This is a genomic window from Pontibacter sp. LHS2 (genome assembly GCF_058932845.1).
Genome location: NZ_JBZYWG010000002.1, coordinates 117467 through 136484 on the forward strand (window position 1 = coordinate 117467; position 19018 = coordinate 136484).

The window sequence follows — 19018 nt, forward strand, 5'->3', positions numbered from 1 at the left end:
AGAGATTCTTCCTGACACAGCCGCAGCTGCGTCATATCGTGGTGTGTTAAACTCCCGTAATTATTCGATCTTGTTATTTGAAAGTATAGCCGGCCGTAAAAAACACCCCTGCACTTGTAAGCTTCACACGCCCTTCGCCAATACTTGCTAGCGGTATTTTGACAAAAGGCTCAGCTCCGATTGAGATGGCAGGAGACAGTTGACGCGTATAGCCTACAGACAAATTCTGTATTCCGAACCAGTGTCGGTTTTCGTTTGTGAATTCCCGGGTTTTACTGTAGGGTTCTCTTCCATTGTAATGATAGGTATAGGTATAGGCTTCGTTTAGCATCAGGTAGCTCGATAGCCCCGCCTGAACATTGAGCATGTTCCTGCCCCAGCCCAGCACCTGGTACTGCAAGTTGACAGGTATATCCAACACCTTGCAGTTCGCGGTAATGATATCCGGCTGCCGCTTGCCGTCCCAATAGTCCGGAGTGGGACTGTAGTCTGCGGGCGTGGCATTGTAAAGTTTGTTTGCCCACACTCCACCAGTCACTAAACTGAGTCTCTTGGTGATAGGCACGCTTAACAGTACACCGGCATTGGCACTCAATGCGTCCCGATCTCTGAAGCGCACAGTGGTGATATCCGGCGCCACAACCAGCGTCACTTTAACACTTTGCAGAAACACCCGCTTTTCTTTCTCGAATGCCTGGCCACTGTCAGCAGGTATAGGTGTACTGACAGGTATAAGTGGTGCAGCTGCTTGCCTGGCTATAACTGTTACAAATTGTGGTGCGTTCAGTCGGGGCCACGGCAGCCTTGTTACTACTGTTTGCAATGGCTCCTCTACTATGATGGTCCGGCTGGCAGGTATAGCGCTGCCCTCCCGCCCTGAGTTTTCTGTTAAGCGAATTCCTGCACCGGAACCTGGCTGCACAGCAGGGTATAGCACAGCAGATGAACTAGGCTCCGGTAAGGTAGTATGCTCTTCTCTTTTAAGTTGCTCAGGTATAGCAACGCTTGCTTCACTGTGACTCGATCCTTGTTTTGCAGAAATAGCAACGTTTTCCTGAAGCGGTGTTTCGCGGTCCATCAACTTCCACACAGTGCCTACTGTCACTAACAAGGCCAGTAGCACGATAGGCAGATAGCGTTTTATACCTGTCAATCCGCCCTGCGCTCTGTCCAGCTTTTGGTCCATCGCCTTCCACGCCGCTTCATCAAAAGGAGCGTCGTATTGCTCGGCTGATTTCCTGAACAGGCGGTCCAGCTCCTCGTCAGACATATTGTTTGTGCTCATCGATCTTGCTTCTTTCTAATGCCACTCGCAAATTTGCCCTTGCCTTGGCCAGATTCGACTTCGACGTGCCTACTGCTATACCTAGCATTTCTGCTATCTCTTCATGGGTATAGCCGTCTATTGCATACAGGTTAAAAACCGTCCGGTAGGCTGGGGATAGCTGCTGCACCAGGGAGATCAGGTATTCGTAGTTCAGTTGCTGCACCACATCAAACGGATCGGACGCAGGCTCTGCTTTGTCGATGTCCTGCAGGTGATAGGTTTTCAGGTTATGTCGGTAATTGTCTAAAGCCGTATTGATCATGATCCGCCGCACCCACCCTTTGAATGGCTTGGGAGGATGATACTGCTTTAATTTGGTAAACACTTTCATAAACCCATCATTGAGCACATCCTTTGCCTCTTCTGCATTCTGAGAGTACCGGACACAAACACTCATAGCGTAGCCGAAGAAGAGCCGGTACAGCTCTCTCTGCGCTCCGCGGTCCTGTTTCAGACACTGGTGGAGCAGCATGTCCAATACTTTGCCTTCTGTTTTGCTCACTGTTCCAGAATTTGCGCTCCCATCACGCACTTTGCATCAAAAGGGTTGCCTCCGGGTTTATAAAAATTCAGCAGATCACTTCTTTTTTTTACGATTGTAATACACTGTTAATCAACATAAAAAGCGACTTATCATTTGATTACACCAAAGAATGTGGCCAAGGTAAGCAAGGCAGATCGCACGAATCCATGGGCAAAAAAAAATCCCTGCAGACTTTCATCTACAGGGATCACTTGCTCTGAGGAGCTTCCTGGTATCTGTCCATTATAAGAGTCGGGCTATACCTGCATGAAGTAAGCCCTGACCAGGGCGATTACGGCGATAAGCAGAAAGATCGTATTCAGCACCGAATTGGCGTGGGCCTTTTTGGACACGGCATAAAAGATCAGGAGCAGACACCCAATGATGTTCATACCCAAATACTCGACCGACTGCCCATGTGTGAGTCCCATGCTATTCATGCTAAAGGCCGTAAGTGAGAAGAAAGCCCCTCCCCAGCCAATTGCTTCTCCCATGTATTTGCGTAGTGTAGCCATCGTTTGATTCACATTAATTTATTAATGCAAAGTAAATAGGTGCAAATGGCCTTAAAAATGCTTTTATTCGCTTGACTAATGCAAAAAATGAATCACAGCGGATGGAGCTACAGCAGATCAAGTACTTCCTGGCACTAGCGCAGGAGCTGCACTTCTGGAATACAGCGGAACGTATGTTCATCACGCAGTCTGCCCTGAGCCGGCAAATCAAAGCCCTGGAAGACGAGCTTGGCGTACAGCTTTTTGAACGAAACAAGCGAAGCGTGAAGCTGACTGAGGCAGGTGTTTTCCTGCGCGACCAATGGATACCGTTGCTTGATGAGATCAACCGTGTGCATCTGCAGGCCCGGAAAATACACGAGGGAGCATCCGGTACTGTCCGGATCGGTTACCCGGGCTCTATCGTTTATGGGTTCATGCCGGACCTCATTACCGGCATATCACGTGCCCTGCCTGAGCTTAAGGTGGACCTGGTCGAACCTACAGACATCAGCTTTGAGCAGTTGCTGCTCAATTACCAAATGGACATGGCTTTCAGGCGAGACCCCGCCGAGAACCCGGCCCTGCAGTCAGAGTTTCTTTACTCGGAGCCGTATGCGCTGGCCGTTCCGCAAAGTCACCGCCTTACTGAGCACAACTATACCGGTCTGCACGAGCTTGAAAACGAGAAATTCATCTTATCGAACCTGGCTCAGACTACCTTCTATACCGCTGGCCTTCGTCAGATCTTCGAGGATCACCACTTTACGCCCGACGTGCGCATTGAGACGGACTTTGGAGGTATGGTGCTGGGGCTCGTATCCAAAGGGCTGGGAGTAACCATCCTGCCCTACTCTTACTCACTCAGTTCCCTGCCCAATGTGCGCTTCATAACGCTTCCTTATAAGATGAACCTCTATGTGACCTGGCGTAAAAATGACAACAGCCCTGTGCTCAAAAACATCCTGAAGCTCGTGCTGGAAATCGCTACTAAATATTGACAGTCATTCGATAAATTAAACCTACATAGCAACTCCTCAAGACCTGTGACTTTATAGGTATAAAGCCAATGGGTATACCTGATTACCTCCATCTCTCCTATTATAACACTGCCTATACCTGAACCTCTGGCATTTTTTAGAACGTAACTGGGGTAAGAGGTATTGGCTGTTGTACCTGGTTTGACCCATTATCTCCTGAAAACGCAGTTCAAGCGTCCTACCCCCTTGTATAATTGGGATCGCATTAGGCTAATTTGATAAGCTTTCATTCTATTCACTCAGTTGTCTTGCTCTAGTTAGGAATAACACATTATATCTGTTTAGAATTAGTCTAAATAATTTTGACTGATGACATTTCTGTTATAGCTTTGCCACAATTTAAAACGATTCTAAATAAATCAGGCATTGCAGCAGTTAATCAAAATCATCGGAGCAGTTATTTGTTTGCTGGCGTTGGTCTGCCTCGATAGCTCAGCCTGGGGGCAGGAATTGGCACAAGCAAGTGTTGTAGGAACAGTGCGTACCTCTTCAGGTGAGCCGCTTACAGGTGTTAGTGTGGTACTGCAGGAAGCGAAGCGAGGTACTGTCACAGCCGCTGATGGCCGTTTTGAACTCAAAGACATTGCTCCGGGCAACTATACCCTTCTCTTTAGCTTTATCGGGTTTGAAACAGAGCAAAGAAGCATCAGCCTCAAGCCTTCCCAAACCCTTGAAGTAAACACGGCTCTCCAAGAAAAGTCTTTTGAGATGAAAGGCGTAGAGATCATTGGCAAATCAGCTACCCGGGAGGTGAACGAGCAGCCATATGCCGTTACCGCCATATCTACGAAGGAATTTCAGAACAGCACCTCTGATGCCAGGGTGATCTTAAATCGGGTAGCCGGTGTGCGCGTGATGGAAGAAGGGGGCCTGGGCTCTAACCTTAGTTTTTCACTCAATGGTTTTTCTGGCGATCAGGTTAAGTTTTTCCTCGATGGCATCCCGATGGACAACTTCGGTTCTTCGCTTCAGCTGAGCGACATACCTGTCAATACCATCGACCGGATCGAAGTATACAAGGGTGTTGTACCGGTATGGCTGGGAACTGACGCACTGGGTGGGGCAGTGAATATCATCACCAACCGGAAAGCCAATTTCCTGGACGCCTCCTACTCTTTTGGCTCCTTCAACACCCACCGCCTGTCCTTGAACGGTGCAAGCACCAATGCCCGCAATGGCTTTACGGTGCGGGGCAATGTGAACTACAACTACTCCGATAACAACTACAAGGTATGGGTGCCTGTTGTCAGAAATGGTGCAGCAGAAAACGCTGAAGTGGAACGCTTTCATGACCGCTACCGATCCGGCACTGTAAAGCTGGAAACCGGCTGGGTGAACCGCAGATTTGCCGATAACCTGCTATTTGGCGTGATCGCCTCTGGCAATGACAAGCAGGTACAGACAGGCTCCACCATGGCAAGAGTGTTTGGAGGCGTTATGCGTAACAGCGAGTCTGTTGTCCCTACTTTTAAGTACAGTAAGGACAACCTGTTTACCGAAGGCCTGAATGTGAGCCTGAACACGGCCCTGAACTACACCAAGACCGAAGCAATTGACACGTTGAGCGGTGTCACCTACAACTGGTTGGGAGAGGCTAACAGAACCCCTGGCTCCCGTAACGGCGAGCAAATGCGCATGTTCAACACCATGGACGACACGGAGTTCAACAGCCAGCTTAATGTGGGTTATACAATAAACCCACAGCATTCGCTGGCTTTCAATTACGCCTATTCAGATTTCCACCGCAAGGCATTTGACACTGAAAATCCTGAACGCCCTGAAAATAAACTCCCAAAAGCGTTGCGCAAGCAGGTGTTGGGACTTGCTTACAAGTTTGACCCTTTTGACAAGTGGACTACCACGGTTTTTGGTAAAGCATACTTTCTGCGTACCGAGACCAGCAAAGAGTTTGATTTTGGACAAGACACCCGTCGAATTGATGCACATATAGTAGCGAATGAAAATTTTGGCTACGGTCTGGCAAGTACCTACTTCCTGTTGCCGTCACTTCAGCTAAAAGCTTCCTATGAACAAACGTATCGCTTGCCAAATGCCAACGAGGTTTTCGGCGATGGCCAGTTCATCGACCCTAACCCTGACCTGGGGCCAGAGCAAAGCGATAACTACAATATTGGAGCAGCCTATGGCTTTACGCTTTCACAAGACCACCAGTTTAACCTCGAAAGCAGCTTTATCTACCGGGAGTCGAAAGACCTGATTCACCAGAATGTAAGAATTAACAGTCCGCTGACCACCTATGGTAACCTGAGTGATATCCGCACGCTGGGAGTGGAAGGAAGCATGAGGTATCAATGGAAAGAGATCCTGAACATGGGCGCTAATGTTACCTATCAGAACATAACAGATCAGGCAGATTCTCTTTACAATGATTACAGTGGTTGGACAACGAACTTCAACAAAGGATTTCGCCAACCAAACAAGCCATACCTGTTTGCCAATGCCAATGCCGGCCTTACCTTCAAAGACCTGCTGCGCCCTGAATCTGTACTGGGTTTTAACTACTACTACAACTTCGTGGAGCGTTACTTCCTAACCTGGGCGCAAAACGGCTATAGAAACGAAGACAAATCAGACATCCCAAGGCAGTCCGCTCATAACCTGGAAGTATTCCTGAGCCTGGCAAACGGCAAGTACAATATCTCAGCTGAGTGCCGCAACCTGACAGACGCAAGACTTTACGATAAATTTTTCCTGCAAAAACCTGGACGCGCTTTTTACCTGAAGCTTCGATACGTCCTTTAAACATTGACTCACTTAAATTTAATGATACCAATGACCTTAGCTAAATTTAGAAACCGACTGGCTCTCCCACTACTGGGCCTTTTTGCAACAGCAGTCATCACCTCATGCAGCGATGACGATACCTCCGGTCCTGATCCTTCGGAAGCAGAGCAATTTGTAGTGTCGCTCGGTATACAGGGCAACGATGCTTCCTTTACCTATTATACCGTACCGTTTGATGATATTATGACAGGTACATTATCCGCGGTTGGGAAAGGTATAGAGCAGCCTGGTTACTTTGACTTCACACAGATTGACCAGACCGTGTACAGCATCGGTGGCTTAGATGATGTGAATGTGGTAGGTATAGCCAGAGACGCGAACGGAGATTTGAAGCGAATCGGCAATGTTTCGTTTACTAATCCTCTCGCAGACATCGTGAAGGCAGACGATAACACACTGGTTGCGGTGGAGATGGCAGGCACTTCTGATGTGGTGAAATTCCATACGATCAACTCCAACACACTGACCATAACAGGTACCAAACAGCACCCGGTTATAGACATTACTACCCAGAAAGCCCCTGCCTACGCTGGCATGCGCGTTAGCGGTAACCGGTTATTCCTGAGCTACTACATCAGCGACCCGAATACGTTCAACACACCTCACACTGACAAAGCACAGATAGCGGTATACTCTTACCCAGGCTTGCAGTTCCAGAAGCTAATCGAAGACACCCGGACCGGTCCAATCGGTGGTTTCAACACAAAATCAGGCTTGATCAAAACAGAGCAAGGCGATGTGTATGCAGTTTCTCACTCCAATCCGGCTAATGGCTACAGCCAAACTACAAAACCGGCTGGCATTATACGCATCAAGAACGGACAGACGGAGTTTGACCAGAGCTATCTGTTTGATGTGGCAGCTGTAACAGGAGGCAAGACTATTTCCCACATGCTATACCTGGGCAACGGAAAAGTGTTTGTAGAGATAAATACAGTAGCGCGTGGGCAGCAGGCTAAGTGGTCTGACGGCCCGTTAAGATCTGCTGTGATTGACCTGAACAACAAAACGATCAATTACATTGAAGGCATACCGGAGCATGCTGGCATTGGCCGCAGACTAAGTGCCCTGCACGATGGCAACTATGTATACCTGGCAGTACCTGATGCTAGCAAGGCTATCCATATCTACAGAATTGATACGCAGAATTATACTGCTACAAAAGGTGCCCAGGTGCAGGCCAGCTTTGTGGCAGGTATCTCTAAACTCTAGTTTATACCAGATTATTCTGCCCGCTTTGTCATAACCTGGCAAAGCGGGCATTTTCTACTTTTCCCCAATTAGTAAGATGAAAAGCAAAAAGAACAGCAGCAAAAGCGCCCTGAGACGAATCAATGACTGGCTACACCTTTGGCTAGGTCTTGCTTCTGGCATTGTGGTGTTTATCGTGAGCATTACGGGCTGTATTTATGTTTTTGAGCCGGACATCAAAGATGCCTTGGAGCCCTGGCGCTTTGTAGAAGCGCAGAATAAGCCCTTCGTACCACCGAGTCAGTTGCTGGATACAGCCCAGGCCTACATGCCCGGGCAGAAGCCTACCGGACTCACCTACAGCAACAAAGAAGGGGCCGCCGCAGTCGGCTACATGGGGTTCGAAAATGGAGGCAAGAGCTTCACCGCTATCTTTATTAACCCCTATACAGGCGAGTTTTTAAAAAAGCAAACCAGTGGGGACGGGCAATTTGACTTTTTTCATTTTATCATAGACGGGCACCGCGCCCTGTGGCTGCCTTACGAGATCGGCCGACCAATCGTAGGTATAGCTACCCTGATCTTTGTAGTGCTGCTTATTACTGGCCTGGTCATGTGGTGGCCCCGGAAGTGGAACAAGTCGAACATCGACAAAAGCTTCAAGATCAAATGGAATGGTAAGTTCAAACGGGTCAACTACGACCTGCACAATGTGGTCGGATTCTACAGCCTGATCCTGGCTTTCGTGCTGGCCGTAACAGGTTTGGTGTGGAGCTTTGAATGGTTTGGAGATGGCTTGTACTACCTCACTTCTGGTGGAAAGGAAAAGCCTGATCATCACCATCCGCACTCTGATGTTTCCAAAGCAGGTATGTTTGCCGACGATACCGTTTCGATGCTGGACAAAGCCTGGTACAAGACGCTGGCCCTGGAGCCCAATGCACAAGGCTGGTACATGACCCCGATCCTGGAAGATGAAGAGGATGCCATAGAGCTCACAGCCTATCAGGACTTTGGTAGCTGGTATAACCGCAACGAATACTATTACGATCAGCATACCCTGGAGCTGTACCGCGTACAAGGCGACAGGTACTCAGAGGCTAGCCTGGCAGACCAATTGGTCATGCTCAACTACGACATGCACGTGGGCATCGTATGGGGCCTGCCGGGTAAGATTCTGGCCTTCTTCATCAGCCTGATCTGCGCCAGTCTCCCAATCACCGGCTTCCTGGTGTGGTGGAATAAAAAGAAGAAACCAAAGAAGAAGGATGGACAGGAAAAGCCCAAGCTAGCCAAAACGGCCAGAGCTTGATAACCTGAACATCTATCCAGAAAAGCAGAAAGGTCGCCTCTACCAAGGCGACCTTTCTGCTTTTAATAAAACGCTTATATTAGTGTGCTACCTTTTCGGCTGGACGCTTGAATAGCTTTTTGCCAAGAGTCACTATTTGAGCGATTACAGCTCCCAGCAGCAAACCGCCCAGTGCCAGCACCAGTACTTTTGCCAGCCAGCCCAGGGCAGGTATGTCGGGGAACAAATGATCCAGTGCCTCCATAGGGTGGTGCATAAACGGCAGTCCGTGCGCGATGATCTCAGCTCCTACCCACAGCATAGCAGCGGTACCTACATAACCAAGTATGGTCAGGAATTTCGGCATGGACTTCACAATGCCGCGTCCGATCTTCTGAGTGGTTGGATGGAACTTGTCCTGCGCCATGTGCACCCCAATATCATCCGCTTTCACGATCAGGGCCACAAAGCCATACACGGCGATGGTGATGAAGATTGCCACAGCAAACAGCACCACGATCTGGTTCATCAGCGGACTCTCAGCCACGGTAGCGTACGCGATAGCCATGATCTCTGCTGAAAGTATAAAGTCTGTCCGAATTGCACCGCTCACCCGCTGTTTCTCCAGTTCCTGTGGGGTGATGATATCCATTTCCTCTGTGGGCTCGTCAGTGGGTTCATGGGTTTTGCTGAACATGGAGTGTACTTTCTCGTAGCCCTCAAAGCACAGAAAAGCACCCCCTATCATCAGCAGGTAAGGTATAACGACGGGCAAAAAGTAGCCAAGCACCAGCGCGGCCGGTCCCAGAAAGATCGCTTTGTTGATGAGTGACTTTTTAGCGATCTGGAAGATGATGGAAAGCTCCCGCTTCGGGTCGAGCCCCACCACATACTTGGGTGTCACGGCTGTGTCATCGATTACAATACCGGATACTTTACCGGTGGTTTTTGCTACCTGTGTGGGTACGTCATCCAAGCTTGCCGCACTGACTTTCACCAGCGCTGCCACGTCGTCTAAAAGCGCAAGAAGTCCTGTCGCCATAGTTTTTTCTAATTTATAAGGTGAGTTTGTACTGCCTACTCTGTACGGATTATGAGCCAGAGCAGTCTTTTACAAGATCCTAATTTAAGCGAAAGAAATGGGATTGTGGCAAGAGGTGCGGGTTAGACCAGAAAAATTGAAGGCAATCCAGGCGTCCTTAGCTATTATTTTGCTTTGATGCGGCATCTTTGATCACAGCGTCCAATTGCTGACAGTTATCAAGGAGCATTTTGCAGATATTCTGAAGGTTCTGATCCAAATCCATACGTTCCAGCACCTTGGCGAGCCCCATGATGTTTGCCAGCGGTCTTCTAACTATATGGGACTGGTAAAATGCAATCTCTTTCAACAAGGATTTTGCGTCCTTGAGTTGCTCGTGGGATGCTGTATAATCGGTTATATCATAACCCAGGCAGAACATACCGGCAGGGTGACCGGCTTCATCCAACATGGCTTTATACTCCCATTGTGTGATCAGGTAGCCTCCTTTGCCATCGTGCTTGCGGATAGTGGCCGGGAAAGTGCTATCGGGGTGCGCAAAGCATTTGGCAGCAACTTCTGCACAGACTTTGGTATCATCCGGGTGCATGGTCACTTCGTAGGGTTGCCCCACAATACACCCATGGATGTCCCGAAAGGCATTGTTGTAGCAGTTGTTTACATAGGTATACCTTCCCTCCATGTTAGTGGTAATAATGTAGTAGAAGGTGGAGTTCTCCAGCAGCTTTTTCGTTTCTTCAAAACGCATCATAATACTAAAAATAAGAAAACTAATATATAGAGTTTAGATAGCTTAGTCAATTTTAGGCAGAAGATTTTATCAAGAGCACTCGTTGTTATCACCTGAAAAAAACAATCGCTCCATGTTGTCACACTTACTTTCATGTAAGCTTTCTGAAGAGTAATCCTTTAAGATGCTGAGGGTTACGCCAGGGGTGCAAAGTGCTCGTAACCATGCTGTGTTGAGATAGTTTATTGTGAGAAGGCACTCCAAAAAATTACGGATTTCAAACTAATGAGCTTGTAATAGCTAGTACAGGTATACACAATCCTTCATTTGGATAGGTTTTTGCTAATATTTAACTGGACCTTATGTATCATTCCTATGAAGAAATTATCCCTACTGTTCGCACTTTTCATCCTGCTGTGTGCCTCTAGTTATGCACAGGCTGTAACCGTCTCCCTTGTTACACCTACTCCACGAACTGAAGCGTACTGCGAGATCAGGTTCTTTCCCAAAGCTCTTTTCAGCACTAAAGTGCACGCGCACGTTGATTTCGGCAACGGAGAAGAGGTATTGAAAGACGCTCAAGGAAGCAATATCGATTTTATATCCCCTATGGCGGCTCTGAACTACATGAATGGTAAAGGCTGGAAATTAGTCGATACCTATCCCAGGGTTTATGAAGGAAGTAGCTGTACTTTCTATGTGATGAAACGGAGTTTGGAGTGAAAGTAACTTTAGCTAATTGATATTTTTCGGATTTTAAAGAAACAAAAAAGCCCTGTAGATTTTCATCTACAGGGCTTTTGTACCTTGGGCCGGGGTATCTACTCTTTTCACGCCTTAATCACATATTATCAAAAAGTGCCTATACTGGATTTAAACGCACTTTTTAGAGTTAAAATAGATTAAGATAAATTAAGATAAATCAACAAAAACCGTCCCCTAACCCGTCCCCCACTTTTCAATCAGTAGAATTTTTAGCTATATTGGAGTCATAAAATTCTTCCTATGGCTAGCACAGCATTCGTTCTGAAAGAACCTAATTCTAAAGAAGAAACACTTGTATATCTACTCTTTCGGTTCAACAATAAGAGGCTTAAGTTTTCTACAAGTGAGAAGATTCTTCCCAAGTTCTGGAATCCAGATAAGCAGAGGGCAAAAGAAACAAAGCAATTTTCAGATTATCCCGAGTTCAATGCTCGTCTGGATAACTGTGAATCAGCTATTAGAACTGTTTATAGAAGGCTTATAAATGATAAGGTTGTTCCTACTGTCGCAAACCTGAAAGAAGGCTTGATTAAAGAGCTACTTGATGAGGAAGAGGAAGTAAAAGCAGTGAGCTTGATTAAGTTTATTGAGGAATTAATCCGTACTACCTCGAAAAAGCCTAACACTGTTAGGAACTATAAACAGGCCCTTGTTAAGCTTAATGATTTTAGAAGCGCTACTAGAAAGCCTTTAGACTTTGATGACATAAACCTCAATTTCTATTCTGAATTTACTAAGTATTTACAAGGCAGAGGCTTTTCTATAAACAGTATAGCAGGATTTATTAGAAACATCAAAGCCTTTATGAATGAAGCAACTGATAGAGGGTATAATAAGAATCTTGAAAACTTAAATAAAAAATTTAAGGTAGTAGAAGAACATGCCGATACCATATACCTGACTCAAGATGAACTTAAAAAGATATATGAACTTGATCTCTCCAAAAATGAAAGGCTGGATAAAGTAAGAGACTTATTTATTGTTGGCTGTTTTACTGGGCTAAGGTTTTCCGACTTGGAGTATGTTAGGAAAGACAACTTCATTAAAGATAATAAGCAGATAAGGGTGAAAACTCAGAAAACAGGGGGAATTGTTGTTATTCCTGTCCATAAGTTTGTAAAGCAGGTTTATGATAAATATGATGGAGTACTACCTACTTCAATTAGTAACCAGAAAATGAATGATTACATTAAGGAGGTAGCTGAACTTGCCAAGATTGATGACAAAGTTCTGATCAGTATAACAAGAGGCGGTAAAAGAGAACAGAAACTATATGCTAAACATGAGCTAGTTTCAACCCATACTGCTAGAAGAAGTTTTGCTACTAATTTATACTTGGCTGACATACCTGCTATTACAATCATGAAAATAACAGGCCATAAGACAGAGAAAGCATTTATGAAGTACATTCGCTTATCTCAAGAAGAAAATGCAGACAAACTTATTAATCACCCATTCTTTAATTAATGAATAAGATAAGCTTTACTCCCGAGCAATTGTCTCAGTTTAAAACTGAATTTAAGGCACTTAAAACAGTAGAAGAAAGAATAAACTTTTGGCGTACTAGAATCGGGTTCAGATATTCTTTATGGTCAGAGTTAGCTTATTGGGATAAGGCTGACACTGCTTTTGAACAAAACCTAAACGAGTTCTATATTAAGCCGTCCTTCCATACTACATATAGAAACGAAACTGAGTCACTTAACAAACTTATTTTAAGCGAGGTCAAAGAAATGGATCTCATAAGAAGGAACAAAAAGTTATTGGATATAGATGAGCTGAAAACAGGAATTGATGAGAAAATAATTGACTCAGTAAGGCCAAAAGAGATTTTAAATGACGAACTAAAAAAGCTTAATGAGTTGATAGAAAAGAACAATCAGAAAGAACATGGTTTTGCCCCCGAAACACATTATAGTAACAGCATAAAAGATGCTTGGCTGAGGGGTTACAATGACTATTATTATAGAGGTCATGAGGTAGAGTATTCTTTAATGAATAGTGTCACTCCTTTTCTAGTGGCTGTTCATAATGGATGTGCTATAGCTCAATTTAAAGAGCATATTGAAAGAAGGAAGGGAAATCCTAGCATTAAGAAAGGTGTGGAAACAACTCTTAAGCAACAACTTCTTATGCTTCGCTTTACTGGTATTCTAAAGCATTTTGATGACTGGAAACAGAAGGATAGAGACACTTTCTTATCAGTTCTTCTAAATAGAAGCCCCAATACAATAAAAGAAGCATTCCTAGATTTATATAGAGATAGAGTTGGTAATGAAATTTGGACTGAGAGTAACCTGAACTTCCTAATTAAGCACTTCAGTAAGATCGGGTTAAATAAGAAAGCAGATGAATTGAAACTAGATTTAGAAAACCTTAAGATAGAGCAAGATAGAATAAAATACGAAAGAAAGTAACCCCTTTATTACCCCTTACTCGCTGAGGGTTAGGATTCTTTTGTGGCATAATAATTCAAAAAATTATGTCACAGATCATCCTAAATGGATTAACGACTGAGCAACTCAAGGAGCTGCTTATCGAGGTAATTGCTGAACACCTAAGTTCAGTTTATAAGGTATTAGGCGCTTGTAATTCTTCACAAGACAATTCTACATACCTAACAAGAGTTGAGGCTGCCAAGCTTCTGCAAATCTCTCTGCCTACTCTTAATGACTACACAAAGAGAGGTATCATATCATCTTATAAGATTGGTTCTAATGTGCGTTACAAGCCCTCTGACATAGAGAGCGCACTACAGGAAAGAAACTACTCTACAAAGAGGAAAGGAGCTCGTCATGGCGCATAAGAATGACTACTCCGTTATTGCTTTCTTCTCTGATGATACAAAGCCTAAACGATGGACTTATGTTCATAAGCTATACGGCTTCTCCCTGTTCTTAAACAAGAAACACCCTTCTTGGAGATACATGAATGTGTATGATAGAAGAAACGGGAATTTCATCAGACGTTTCTACAGGGAACAGCACATACCAAACTTTCTGACCGTTGCCTTTTTTTTAACCTTTAGTATTTTAAACCTTCATTACACCCTCCTTTATGGTTTTAATAATACTGCAACGATTCAGATTCCATGCTAGTGAAGAACACGTATGGTTGCAGCGCTGTGCTAGGCACAACTTTAACCAAAAGGCTATTCTATACTAAGTATTCGGGCTCGTCTCTGGACAGAAAGAAGCAAACTAAACCCAAGTCTAAAAAGAAAGAATCTCCTGAGCAGGAAGAGGAAAAAGACTCTTCTGATAAGGTTCGGGTTATGTCTGGTCGGACAAAAGCTAAAATCAGAAAGAAGCTCTTTGCTTTCTCCCGACTCAATAAACGCTTAACATTTGTTACACTCACTTTTGTAAATGAGGTTACTGATGAGCAAGCAATCAAGGTACTCAGGAAGTTTATTGATAATACAAAGAAGAGAAGTAAAAACTTCCAATATCTGTGGGTGGCTGAGAGACAGACAGAGAATAAAATCTTTCCTGACAATATTCACTTCCACATGATCACCAATAAGTACTGGGATATACAGAAGACTTGGAATTACTGGCTTGACCTACAAAAGAGGAACGGCATTGTTCCCAGAGATGAAAGCTTCAAGGCCTCCTCTGCATTTGATGTTAAGAAAGTAGATACCAAAAACCCAAAACAAGTGGGTGTATATCTCACTAAGTATGTCACAAAGAACAAAGCTGAATTTAAATGCCAAGTATGGAATTGCTCTAAATCTATCTCGGCTCTCTATACTGACTTCTACACTGATTACGACTTTTTAGAGGGGTTACAGAGGCTAAAGCAAGATGAGATTAAGGAAGTACCACTTGAGTTCTGTACGCTTTACCTTATACCACTAGACAAAACTACGATAAGGTTTTATGACAGACTCGAGAACAAGAATAGACAAACATTGAAGAACTTAAATCAATAAGGTTATGCCAGTATCAAGAAATAGAAAAAAGAAGAACAAGCATAATAACAATTTTAAGCCTAGTATAGCACATCCAATGTGCATACATGAGCTATTTGAATTGCAGTTTAATAATTGCAGGAAATGCGGAAGGCCTAGAGATAAGTTTGAATATGATGACCTACCGAAAGAGGAGCAGCTGCATTGGGATAGCACAGGGATACAGGAATCAATAGATTTTATTCTCTACTGTCCCAGCTGCGAGGAGTATTCAGCAATACTAACGACAGAAGAGTTTTAATAGAATAACCGGGTAACACCGGTTTTTCTGTTTTCTACCTTTCTAAATAGGAGAAGTACATATTATTAGCTTTATTAGGTGCCACAACCAATTTTCTTTTCTTTATTTAAAAAATAAGCCTATATAAGAATATGGTTTCTAATATTAGCAAGTACTATAAAACGACGGAAGAACAGGCTAAACCATTTCCATACATAGTGCAGATAAGCGTATGTTCACGTTTAGCCGGTAGTTACCTGTCATTCAAAATGAAAGCTTTATTTATTCTTCTGTTTACTTTACCACTTCAATCTTTTTGTCAAAGCAATAGCAAAACAACTATGTACAGCTTAAACCAAGGAAACCAAAACGAATTAATCTATTATGCAGAAATAAATCAAGGTTGGTTAGATTCACTTAATCAAAAGTATAGCTGGGATAAATTTGATGTGTATGATAACAAGATGTACGAGTATATGTATAAACTTTTCGATGATGTCGTAGAAAAGTCGAATGCACAGACGAGTGAAGAACTATGGACCAAGCTTAATAGAAGCCAAAAACTTTTTTGGTCATTCTTAGCCTTTGGCGGTGATACGGACAATGGCGGTGTTTACCAATTCTTTTTCAATAAACCACAACACGCTCTCTCAGCACTCGAAGTGTGGGAGGAATTAGATGAAGAAAAGTTAGCTAATGATTACAGGCGGGTCTTGGATGAACTGCTTGAAAATTCTAAAGGATATAAATCTTCAAGGGAAATATTCGAGAATGAAAGTTTACAATGGGAAGAAAGGTGTCAAGCATTTCAGGACGGGAAAAAAGAACTTCCCTCAGCAGAGAGAATTGAAGACTATTACTATAATAAAGAGTTTAAGAAAAACCACTTCAAAAAAATGGCTGACTATATTGAAAAGAATATACACCAATTTGCAAAAATTAAATAAAACAACAGGTAACACAGCACATGAGTAAAGCTTCGGCTGCGCCTCGCTCACCTCATATACCAGTAACGTTGTAAAATAATATAATAAGAAATGAAGCTGTTAGTTGTACATCTACTATTTGCTCTATTTGCGTTTGGAACAGAACCAAACTTTGAGCAGCTGGCAGCAAATTACTATTTTAAGAATATCATAACTGAAAAGTATCCAGAGCTTAAAACAGCAGAGTTTGCTACAAAAACTGATACGATAGATTACTCTGGAATTTTGATGACATGTAATCAATGGGATGAAGAAAAAAGAATAGCAGTCCTTACGCAACCCATTGGTCAACCTAAAGTTTTACAGTTTCCAAAGTCAGATATTCAGGTAAAAAAGATAAGGAAAAAGTCAAATAGGATTAAAGTATTCGTTCTCCCCAGAAAACAGATTGGTGAAAGCTACTTTGTAGAAGTCATAGCATATAGGAGACACAGATCAATTGACTACTACTTTCTTGAGTTTGACAAACACGGGCGTTTAATTCAAATATGTGAACAAAATGAAGTAATTTAAAGAACTTCTTCACACAACAAAGTTTATAATATAGGCTTCGGTTGCGCCTTGCCCACATTTTACACGAGGAGCGTTACATGCAATAATATTTAATCATTCCGTCCCCTATACCGTCCCCTAAAAACAATAAACCCCTGTAAAAGCTTAATTTACAGGGGTTTATATTATTTAAATGTACCTTGGGCCGGAGTCGAACCGGCACGAGTGTAACCTCACAGGTGTTTGAGACCAGCGCGTCTACCAATTCCGCCACCAAGGCATTACTTCACTCCTGATCGACTATCAGGATCGTGCTGCAAACTTAGATAAAGTTTCCTGAATACGCAAAAGATATTTTTTCTTCAGATAATAGGTTTTTACCTCCTGCAGGGCCTCTTCTTTGGTAACTCCATGAAGCTCAGGGTATCGCTGCAGCACCGGCAAAACATCATTTTCGAGTTGCGCCATAATTCCGGTGCTCTTCTCCCCTATTTCATGCAGTTTGGCAGCGTCAAAATCGAACTCCAGCTCCATCAGCTCCTCGTTCAGCTCCATCATCTCCATCAGAAAATCACCCGGCAGTTCGTTCTTTCCTTCTTCCAGCAAGCCGTGCTCTTTCAGGATATACTGCATGCGCAGATCCGGATCGCTCAGGGTACGATAAGCGTTGGTATTGAGCGTAGACATTTCCAGAATCTTCTGTTGGGTGCCCAGGTCCTCGTTGGCATAAAAGTCCGGATGGTACTCCCGGCTCAGCTCATAGTAACGGCGCTTGATCGCCTTCTCGTCTGGCTGGAAACTCTCCGGTATATGGTAAAACTCAAAGTAATTCATAGTCATAGTAATCAAATAGCAGGTATACCTAGCAAAGGTACAGGAAAAGCGGACGGATTGTTTAGGGGAGTTGGCTATTACAGATAAAAACAGCCGCAGACATACTGAGCGCATGACGGCGGCTGTAGTAAACAAACAGCATTATTTTACTAGATCGGCAGCTTTGGCGGGTTCACGCGCTGCGTCCTGGTACTGATAGCACCCAGGAAAGCCTCCAGGTCACGTTGCTCCTCCAGTGAAAGGTTGAGCTTACGCAGCATAGGTGAGGTGACAGGGCGCATGGCTTCGTCCACCTGCACGTGCCGCTGGATCGGGGCCGGATTGCCCAAGTTATAATACTCCACCACATCCTTCAGCGACGGGAAATTACCGTGGTGCATCCACGGGCCGGTCAGTGCCGTTTCTCGTAGCGAAGGCGTCTTGAAAGCACCGATATCTTCTTTCTTATTCGTCACGTTATATCGGCCGAAGTCCTCCATTTTGGAGCCGTACAGCGTTTGGCCATCGTTGTGGAACTGGTTGTCCGAAAACAACGGCGTGTTGTGGCAGTTGATGCAGCGGGCCTTGGTGCGGAACAGGTGCAGGCCTTTCAGCTCCTGATCATTCAATGCCTTGCTGTTGCCCGACACAAAAGAGTCGAAACGACTGCTCTTGCTGGTGACGGAGCGCTCAAAGGTCGCAATGGACTTCTGGATGCGGTCCAGCGTCACCTCTTCCGAGCCAAAAGCCTCTTTGAAGTACTGCCTATATCCTTCTATCTCGCTGATGTTGGATACCATGGCATCCAGACTCTGGGCCATCTCTACCGGGTCTTTCACCGGGAACTGTGCCTGATCCTCCAGGCTAGGCGAGCGGCCGTCCCAGAAGAATGTTTTGTAGTAACCCACATTCAGAATGGTCATGGAGTTGCGCTTGCCCGTCTGGCGGTCGTGCCCGTAGGCTACGCGACGACCATCGCCCCAGCCCAGTTCCGGGTCGTGGCAGGAGGCACAGGCAATTTGCCTGGACAGTGACAGGCGCGGATCAAAAAACAGGATCTTGCCCAGCGCTTCCTTCTCTTTGGAGTAAGGATTTTCGGCCGGGTACTCCATATCGCCCAGCTTTCCAATATCCTGAAAACCCTTGGCCGCCTGCGGGTCAAGGTCAGGCTTCGGCCACTTGCTCTGGTCACCGCCACTGTAGATGCGCCGCAGGTCTTCCAGAGTATAAGCAGGTTCTTTGTCGATCACTACGAAGGAAGCGGTGGCCATCGAGATCACCGTCAACCCCAGTAGAATTACTTTTGAGAATTTCTTCATAGGC

18 protein-coding genes and 1 tRNA gene are annotated in these 19018 nt (G+C 44.7%); 11 read left to right on the forward strand and 8 right to left on the reverse strand.

The window, feature by feature from the left end:
• Nucleotides 1–73: 73 nt before the first annotated feature.
• The 3 genes from AC5FX6_RS09215 to AC5FX6_RS09225 all read right to left on the reverse strand — a co-directional run bounded on the left by AC5FX6_RS09215 (nt 74) and on the right by AC5FX6_RS09225 (nt 2365).
• A complete protein-coding gene (locus AC5FX6_RS09215) occupies nt 74–1270 on the reverse strand; it encodes a hypothetical protein (RefSeq protein ID WP_493596756.1) in 1197 nt (398 codons plus the stop codon).
• On the reverse strand, nt 1263–1829 hold the full coding sequence (locus AC5FX6_RS09220) for an RNA polymerase sigma factor (RefSeq protein WP_493596757.1): 567 nt from the start codon (nt 1827–1829) through the stop codon (nt 1263–1265). The genes AC5FX6_RS09215 and AC5FX6_RS09220 overlap by 8 nt, the downstream gene beginning before the upstream one ends.
• 278 nt (nt 1830–2107) lie before the next feature.
• A complete protein-coding gene (locus tag AC5FX6_RS09225) occupies nt 2108–2365 on the reverse strand; it encodes a CBU_0592 family membrane protein (RefSeq protein WP_493596758.1) in 258 nt (85 codons plus the stop codon).
• Nucleotides 2366–2436: 71 nt separating this feature from the next.
• Between AC5FX6_RS09225 and AC5FX6_RS09230 the strand changes: the two genes are divergently transcribed.
• From AC5FX6_RS09230 to AC5FX6_RS09245, 4 genes are all read left to right on the forward strand, one after another.
• Nucleotides 2437–3345 carry a LysR family transcriptional regulator gene (locus tag AC5FX6_RS09230; protein WP_493596759.1) on the forward strand — a complete coding sequence of 303 codons (909 nt, stop codon included), beginning with the start codon at nt 2437–2439 and terminating at the stop codon, nt 3343–3345.
• A gap of 405 nt (nt 3346–3750) precedes the next feature.
• The gene (locus AC5FX6_RS09235) at nt 3751–6147 is read left to right on the forward strand and encodes a TonB-dependent receptor (RefSeq protein WP_493596760.1); all 2397 of its coding nucleotides are present in this window, start codon (nt 3751–3753) and stop codon (nt 6145–6147) included.
• Between the two features lie 30 nt (nt 6148–6177).
• A complete protein-coding gene (locus AC5FX6_RS09240; protein ID WP_493596761.1) occupies nt 6178–7401 on the forward strand; it encodes a DUF4374 domain-containing protein in 1224 nt (407 codons plus the stop codon).
• A gap of 76 nt (nt 7402–7477) precedes the next feature.
• Entirely contained in the window at nt 7478–8692 is a 1215-nt protein-coding gene (locus AC5FX6_RS09245; protein WP_493596762.1) for a PepSY-associated TM helix domain-containing protein, read from the forward strand.
• Between the two features lie 79 nt (nt 8693–8771).
• Here AC5FX6_RS09245 and AC5FX6_RS09250 read toward each other — a convergent pair whose 3' ends face one another.
• Together AC5FX6_RS09250 and AC5FX6_RS09255 are read right to left on the reverse strand one after the other, a co-directional pair.
• Nucleotides 8772–9713: a DUF808 domain-containing protein gene (locus AC5FX6_RS09250; protein ID WP_493596763.1), complete on the reverse strand. Its 942-nt coding sequence runs from the start codon at nt 9711–9713 to the stop codon at nt 8772–8774.
• A 157-nt stretch (nt 9714–9870) separates the two neighbouring features.
• Complete coding sequence (locus tag AC5FX6_RS09255) at nt 9871–10464, reverse strand: hypothetical protein (RefSeq protein ID WP_493596764.1); 594 nt, start codon at nt 10462–10464, stop codon at nt 9871–9873.
• 354 nt (nt 10465–10818) lie between these two features.
• Here AC5FX6_RS09255 and AC5FX6_RS09260 point away from each other — a divergent pair, with 354 nt between their 5' ends.
• The 7 genes from AC5FX6_RS09260 (at nt 10819) to AC5FX6_RS09290 (ending at nt 16903) form a co-directional block, all read left to right on the forward strand.
• Nucleotides 10819–11166 carry a hypothetical protein gene (locus AC5FX6_RS09260; protein ID WP_493596765.1) on the forward strand — a complete coding sequence of 116 codons (348 nt, stop codon included), beginning with the start codon at nt 10819–10821 and terminating at the stop codon, nt 11164–11166.
• A 282-nt stretch (nt 11167–11448) separates the two neighbouring features.
• Nucleotides 11449–12675 carry a site-specific integrase gene (locus tag AC5FX6_RS09265; protein WP_493596766.1) on the forward strand — a complete coding sequence of 409 codons (1227 nt, stop codon included), beginning with the start codon at nt 11449–11451 and terminating at the stop codon, nt 12673–12675.
• Nucleotides 12675–13625 carry a hypothetical protein gene (locus AC5FX6_RS09270; protein ID WP_493596767.1) on the forward strand — a complete coding sequence of 317 codons (951 nt, stop codon included), beginning with the start codon at nt 12675–12677 and terminating at the stop codon, nt 13623–13625. The genes AC5FX6_RS09265 and AC5FX6_RS09270 overlap by 1 nt, the downstream gene beginning before the upstream one ends.
• A gap of 65 nt (nt 13626–13690) precedes the next feature.
• On the forward strand, nt 13691–14014 hold the full coding sequence (locus tag AC5FX6_RS09275; protein ID WP_493596768.1) for a helix-turn-helix domain-containing protein: 324 nt from the start codon (nt 13691–13693) through the stop codon (nt 14012–14014).
• A 285-nt stretch (nt 14015–14299) separates the two neighbouring features.
• On the forward strand, nt 14300–15145 hold the full coding sequence (locus AC5FX6_RS09280) for a rolling circle replication-associated protein (protein ID WP_493596769.1): 846 nt from the start codon (nt 14300–14302) through the stop codon (nt 15143–15145).
• A gap of 411 nt (nt 15146–15556) precedes the next feature.
• Entirely contained in the window at nt 15557–16351 is a 795-nt protein-coding gene (locus tag AC5FX6_RS09285) for a DMP19 family protein (protein WP_493596770.1), read from the forward strand.
• 90 nt (nt 16352–16441) lie between these two features.
• The gene (locus AC5FX6_RS09290) at nt 16442–16903 is read left to right on the forward strand and encodes a hypothetical protein (protein ID WP_493596771.1); all 462 of its coding nucleotides are present in this window, start codon (nt 16442–16444) and stop codon (nt 16901–16903) included.
• A 175-nt stretch (nt 16904–17078) separates the two neighbouring features.
• Here the strand turns inward: AC5FX6_RS09290 and AC5FX6_RS09295 are convergent.
• The 3 genes from AC5FX6_RS09295 to AC5FX6_RS09305 all read right to left on the reverse strand — a co-directional run bounded on the left by AC5FX6_RS09295 (nt 17079) and on the right by AC5FX6_RS09305 (nt 19014).
• Nucleotides 17079–17162 (reverse strand) — tRNA-Leu (locus tag AC5FX6_RS09295).
• Nucleotides 17163–17185: 23 nt separating this feature from the next.
• Nucleotides 17186–17716 carry a Fe-S protein assembly co-chaperone HscB gene (gene hscB, locus AC5FX6_RS09300; protein ID WP_493596772.1) on the reverse strand — a complete coding sequence of 177 codons (531 nt, stop codon included), beginning with the start codon at nt 17714–17716 and terminating at the stop codon, nt 17186–17188.
• A 149-nt stretch (nt 17717–17865) separates the two neighbouring features.
• Nucleotides 17866–19014 carry a cytochrome-c peroxidase gene (locus AC5FX6_RS09305; RefSeq protein ID WP_493596773.1) on the reverse strand — a complete coding sequence of 383 codons (1149 nt, stop codon included), beginning with the start codon at nt 19012–19014 and terminating at the stop codon, nt 17866–17868.
• Nucleotides 19015–19018: the final 4 nt, after the last annotated feature.

Bases quoted from the DNA above. Each gene is read 5' to 3' on its own strand.
- AC5FX6_RS09215 (WP_493596756.1), bottom strand. From the start codon at position 1,270: ATGTCTGACGAGGAGCTGGACCGCCTGTTCAGGAAATCAGCCGAGCAA.
- AC5FX6_RS09225 (WP_493596758.1), bottom strand. From the start codon at position 2,365: ATGGCTACACTACGCAAATACATGGGAGAAGCAATTGGCTGGGGAGGG.
- AC5FX6_RS09240 (WP_493596761.1), top strand. From the start codon at position 6,178: ATGACCTTAGCTAAATTTAGAAACCGACTGGCTCTCCCACTACTGGGC.
- AC5FX6_RS09245 (WP_493596762.1), top strand. From the start codon at position 7,478: ATGAAAAGCAAAAAGAACAGCAGCAAAAGCGCCCTGAGACGAATCAAT.
- AC5FX6_RS09250 (WP_493596763.1), bottom strand. From the start codon at position 9,713: ATGGCGACAGGACTTCTTGCGCTTTTAGACGACGTGGCAGCGCTGGTG.
- AC5FX6_RS09255 (WP_493596764.1), bottom strand. From the start codon at position 10,464: ATGATGCGTTTTGAAGAAACGAAAAAGCTGCTGGAGAACTCCACCTTC.
- AC5FX6_RS09260 (WP_493596765.1), top strand. From the start codon at position 10,819: ATGAAGAAATTATCCCTACTGTTCGCACTTTTCATCCTGCTGTGTGCC.
- AC5FX6_RS09265 (WP_493596766.1), top strand. From the start codon at position 11,449: ATGGCTAGCACAGCATTCGTTCTGAAAGAACCTAATTCTAAAGAAGAA.
- AC5FX6_RS09270 (WP_493596767.1), top strand. From the start codon at position 12,675: ATGAATAAGATAAGCTTTACTCCCGAGCAATTGTCTCAGTTTAAAACT.
- AC5FX6_RS09275 (WP_493596768.1), top strand. From the start codon at position 13,691: ATGTCACAGATCATCCTAAATGGATTAACGACTGAGCAACTCAAGGAG.
- AC5FX6_RS09280 (WP_493596769.1), top strand. From the start codon at position 14,300: ATGCTAGTGAAGAACACGTATGGTTGCAGCGCTGTGCTAGGCACAACT.
- AC5FX6_RS09285 (WP_493596770.1), top strand. From the start codon at position 15,557: ATGGTTTCTAATATTAGCAAGTACTATAAAACGACGGAAGAACAGGCT.
- AC5FX6_RS09290 (WP_493596771.1), top strand. From the start codon at position 16,442: ATGAAGCTGTTAGTTGTACATCTACTATTTGCTCTATTTGCGTTTGGA.
- hscB (WP_493596772.1), bottom strand. From the start codon at position 17,716: ATGAATTACTTTGAGTTTTACCATATACCGGAGAGTTTCCAGCCAGAC.
- AC5FX6_RS09305 (WP_493596773.1), bottom strand. From the start codon at position 19,014: ATGAAGAAATTCTCAAAAGTAATTCTACTGGGGTTGACGGTGATCTCG.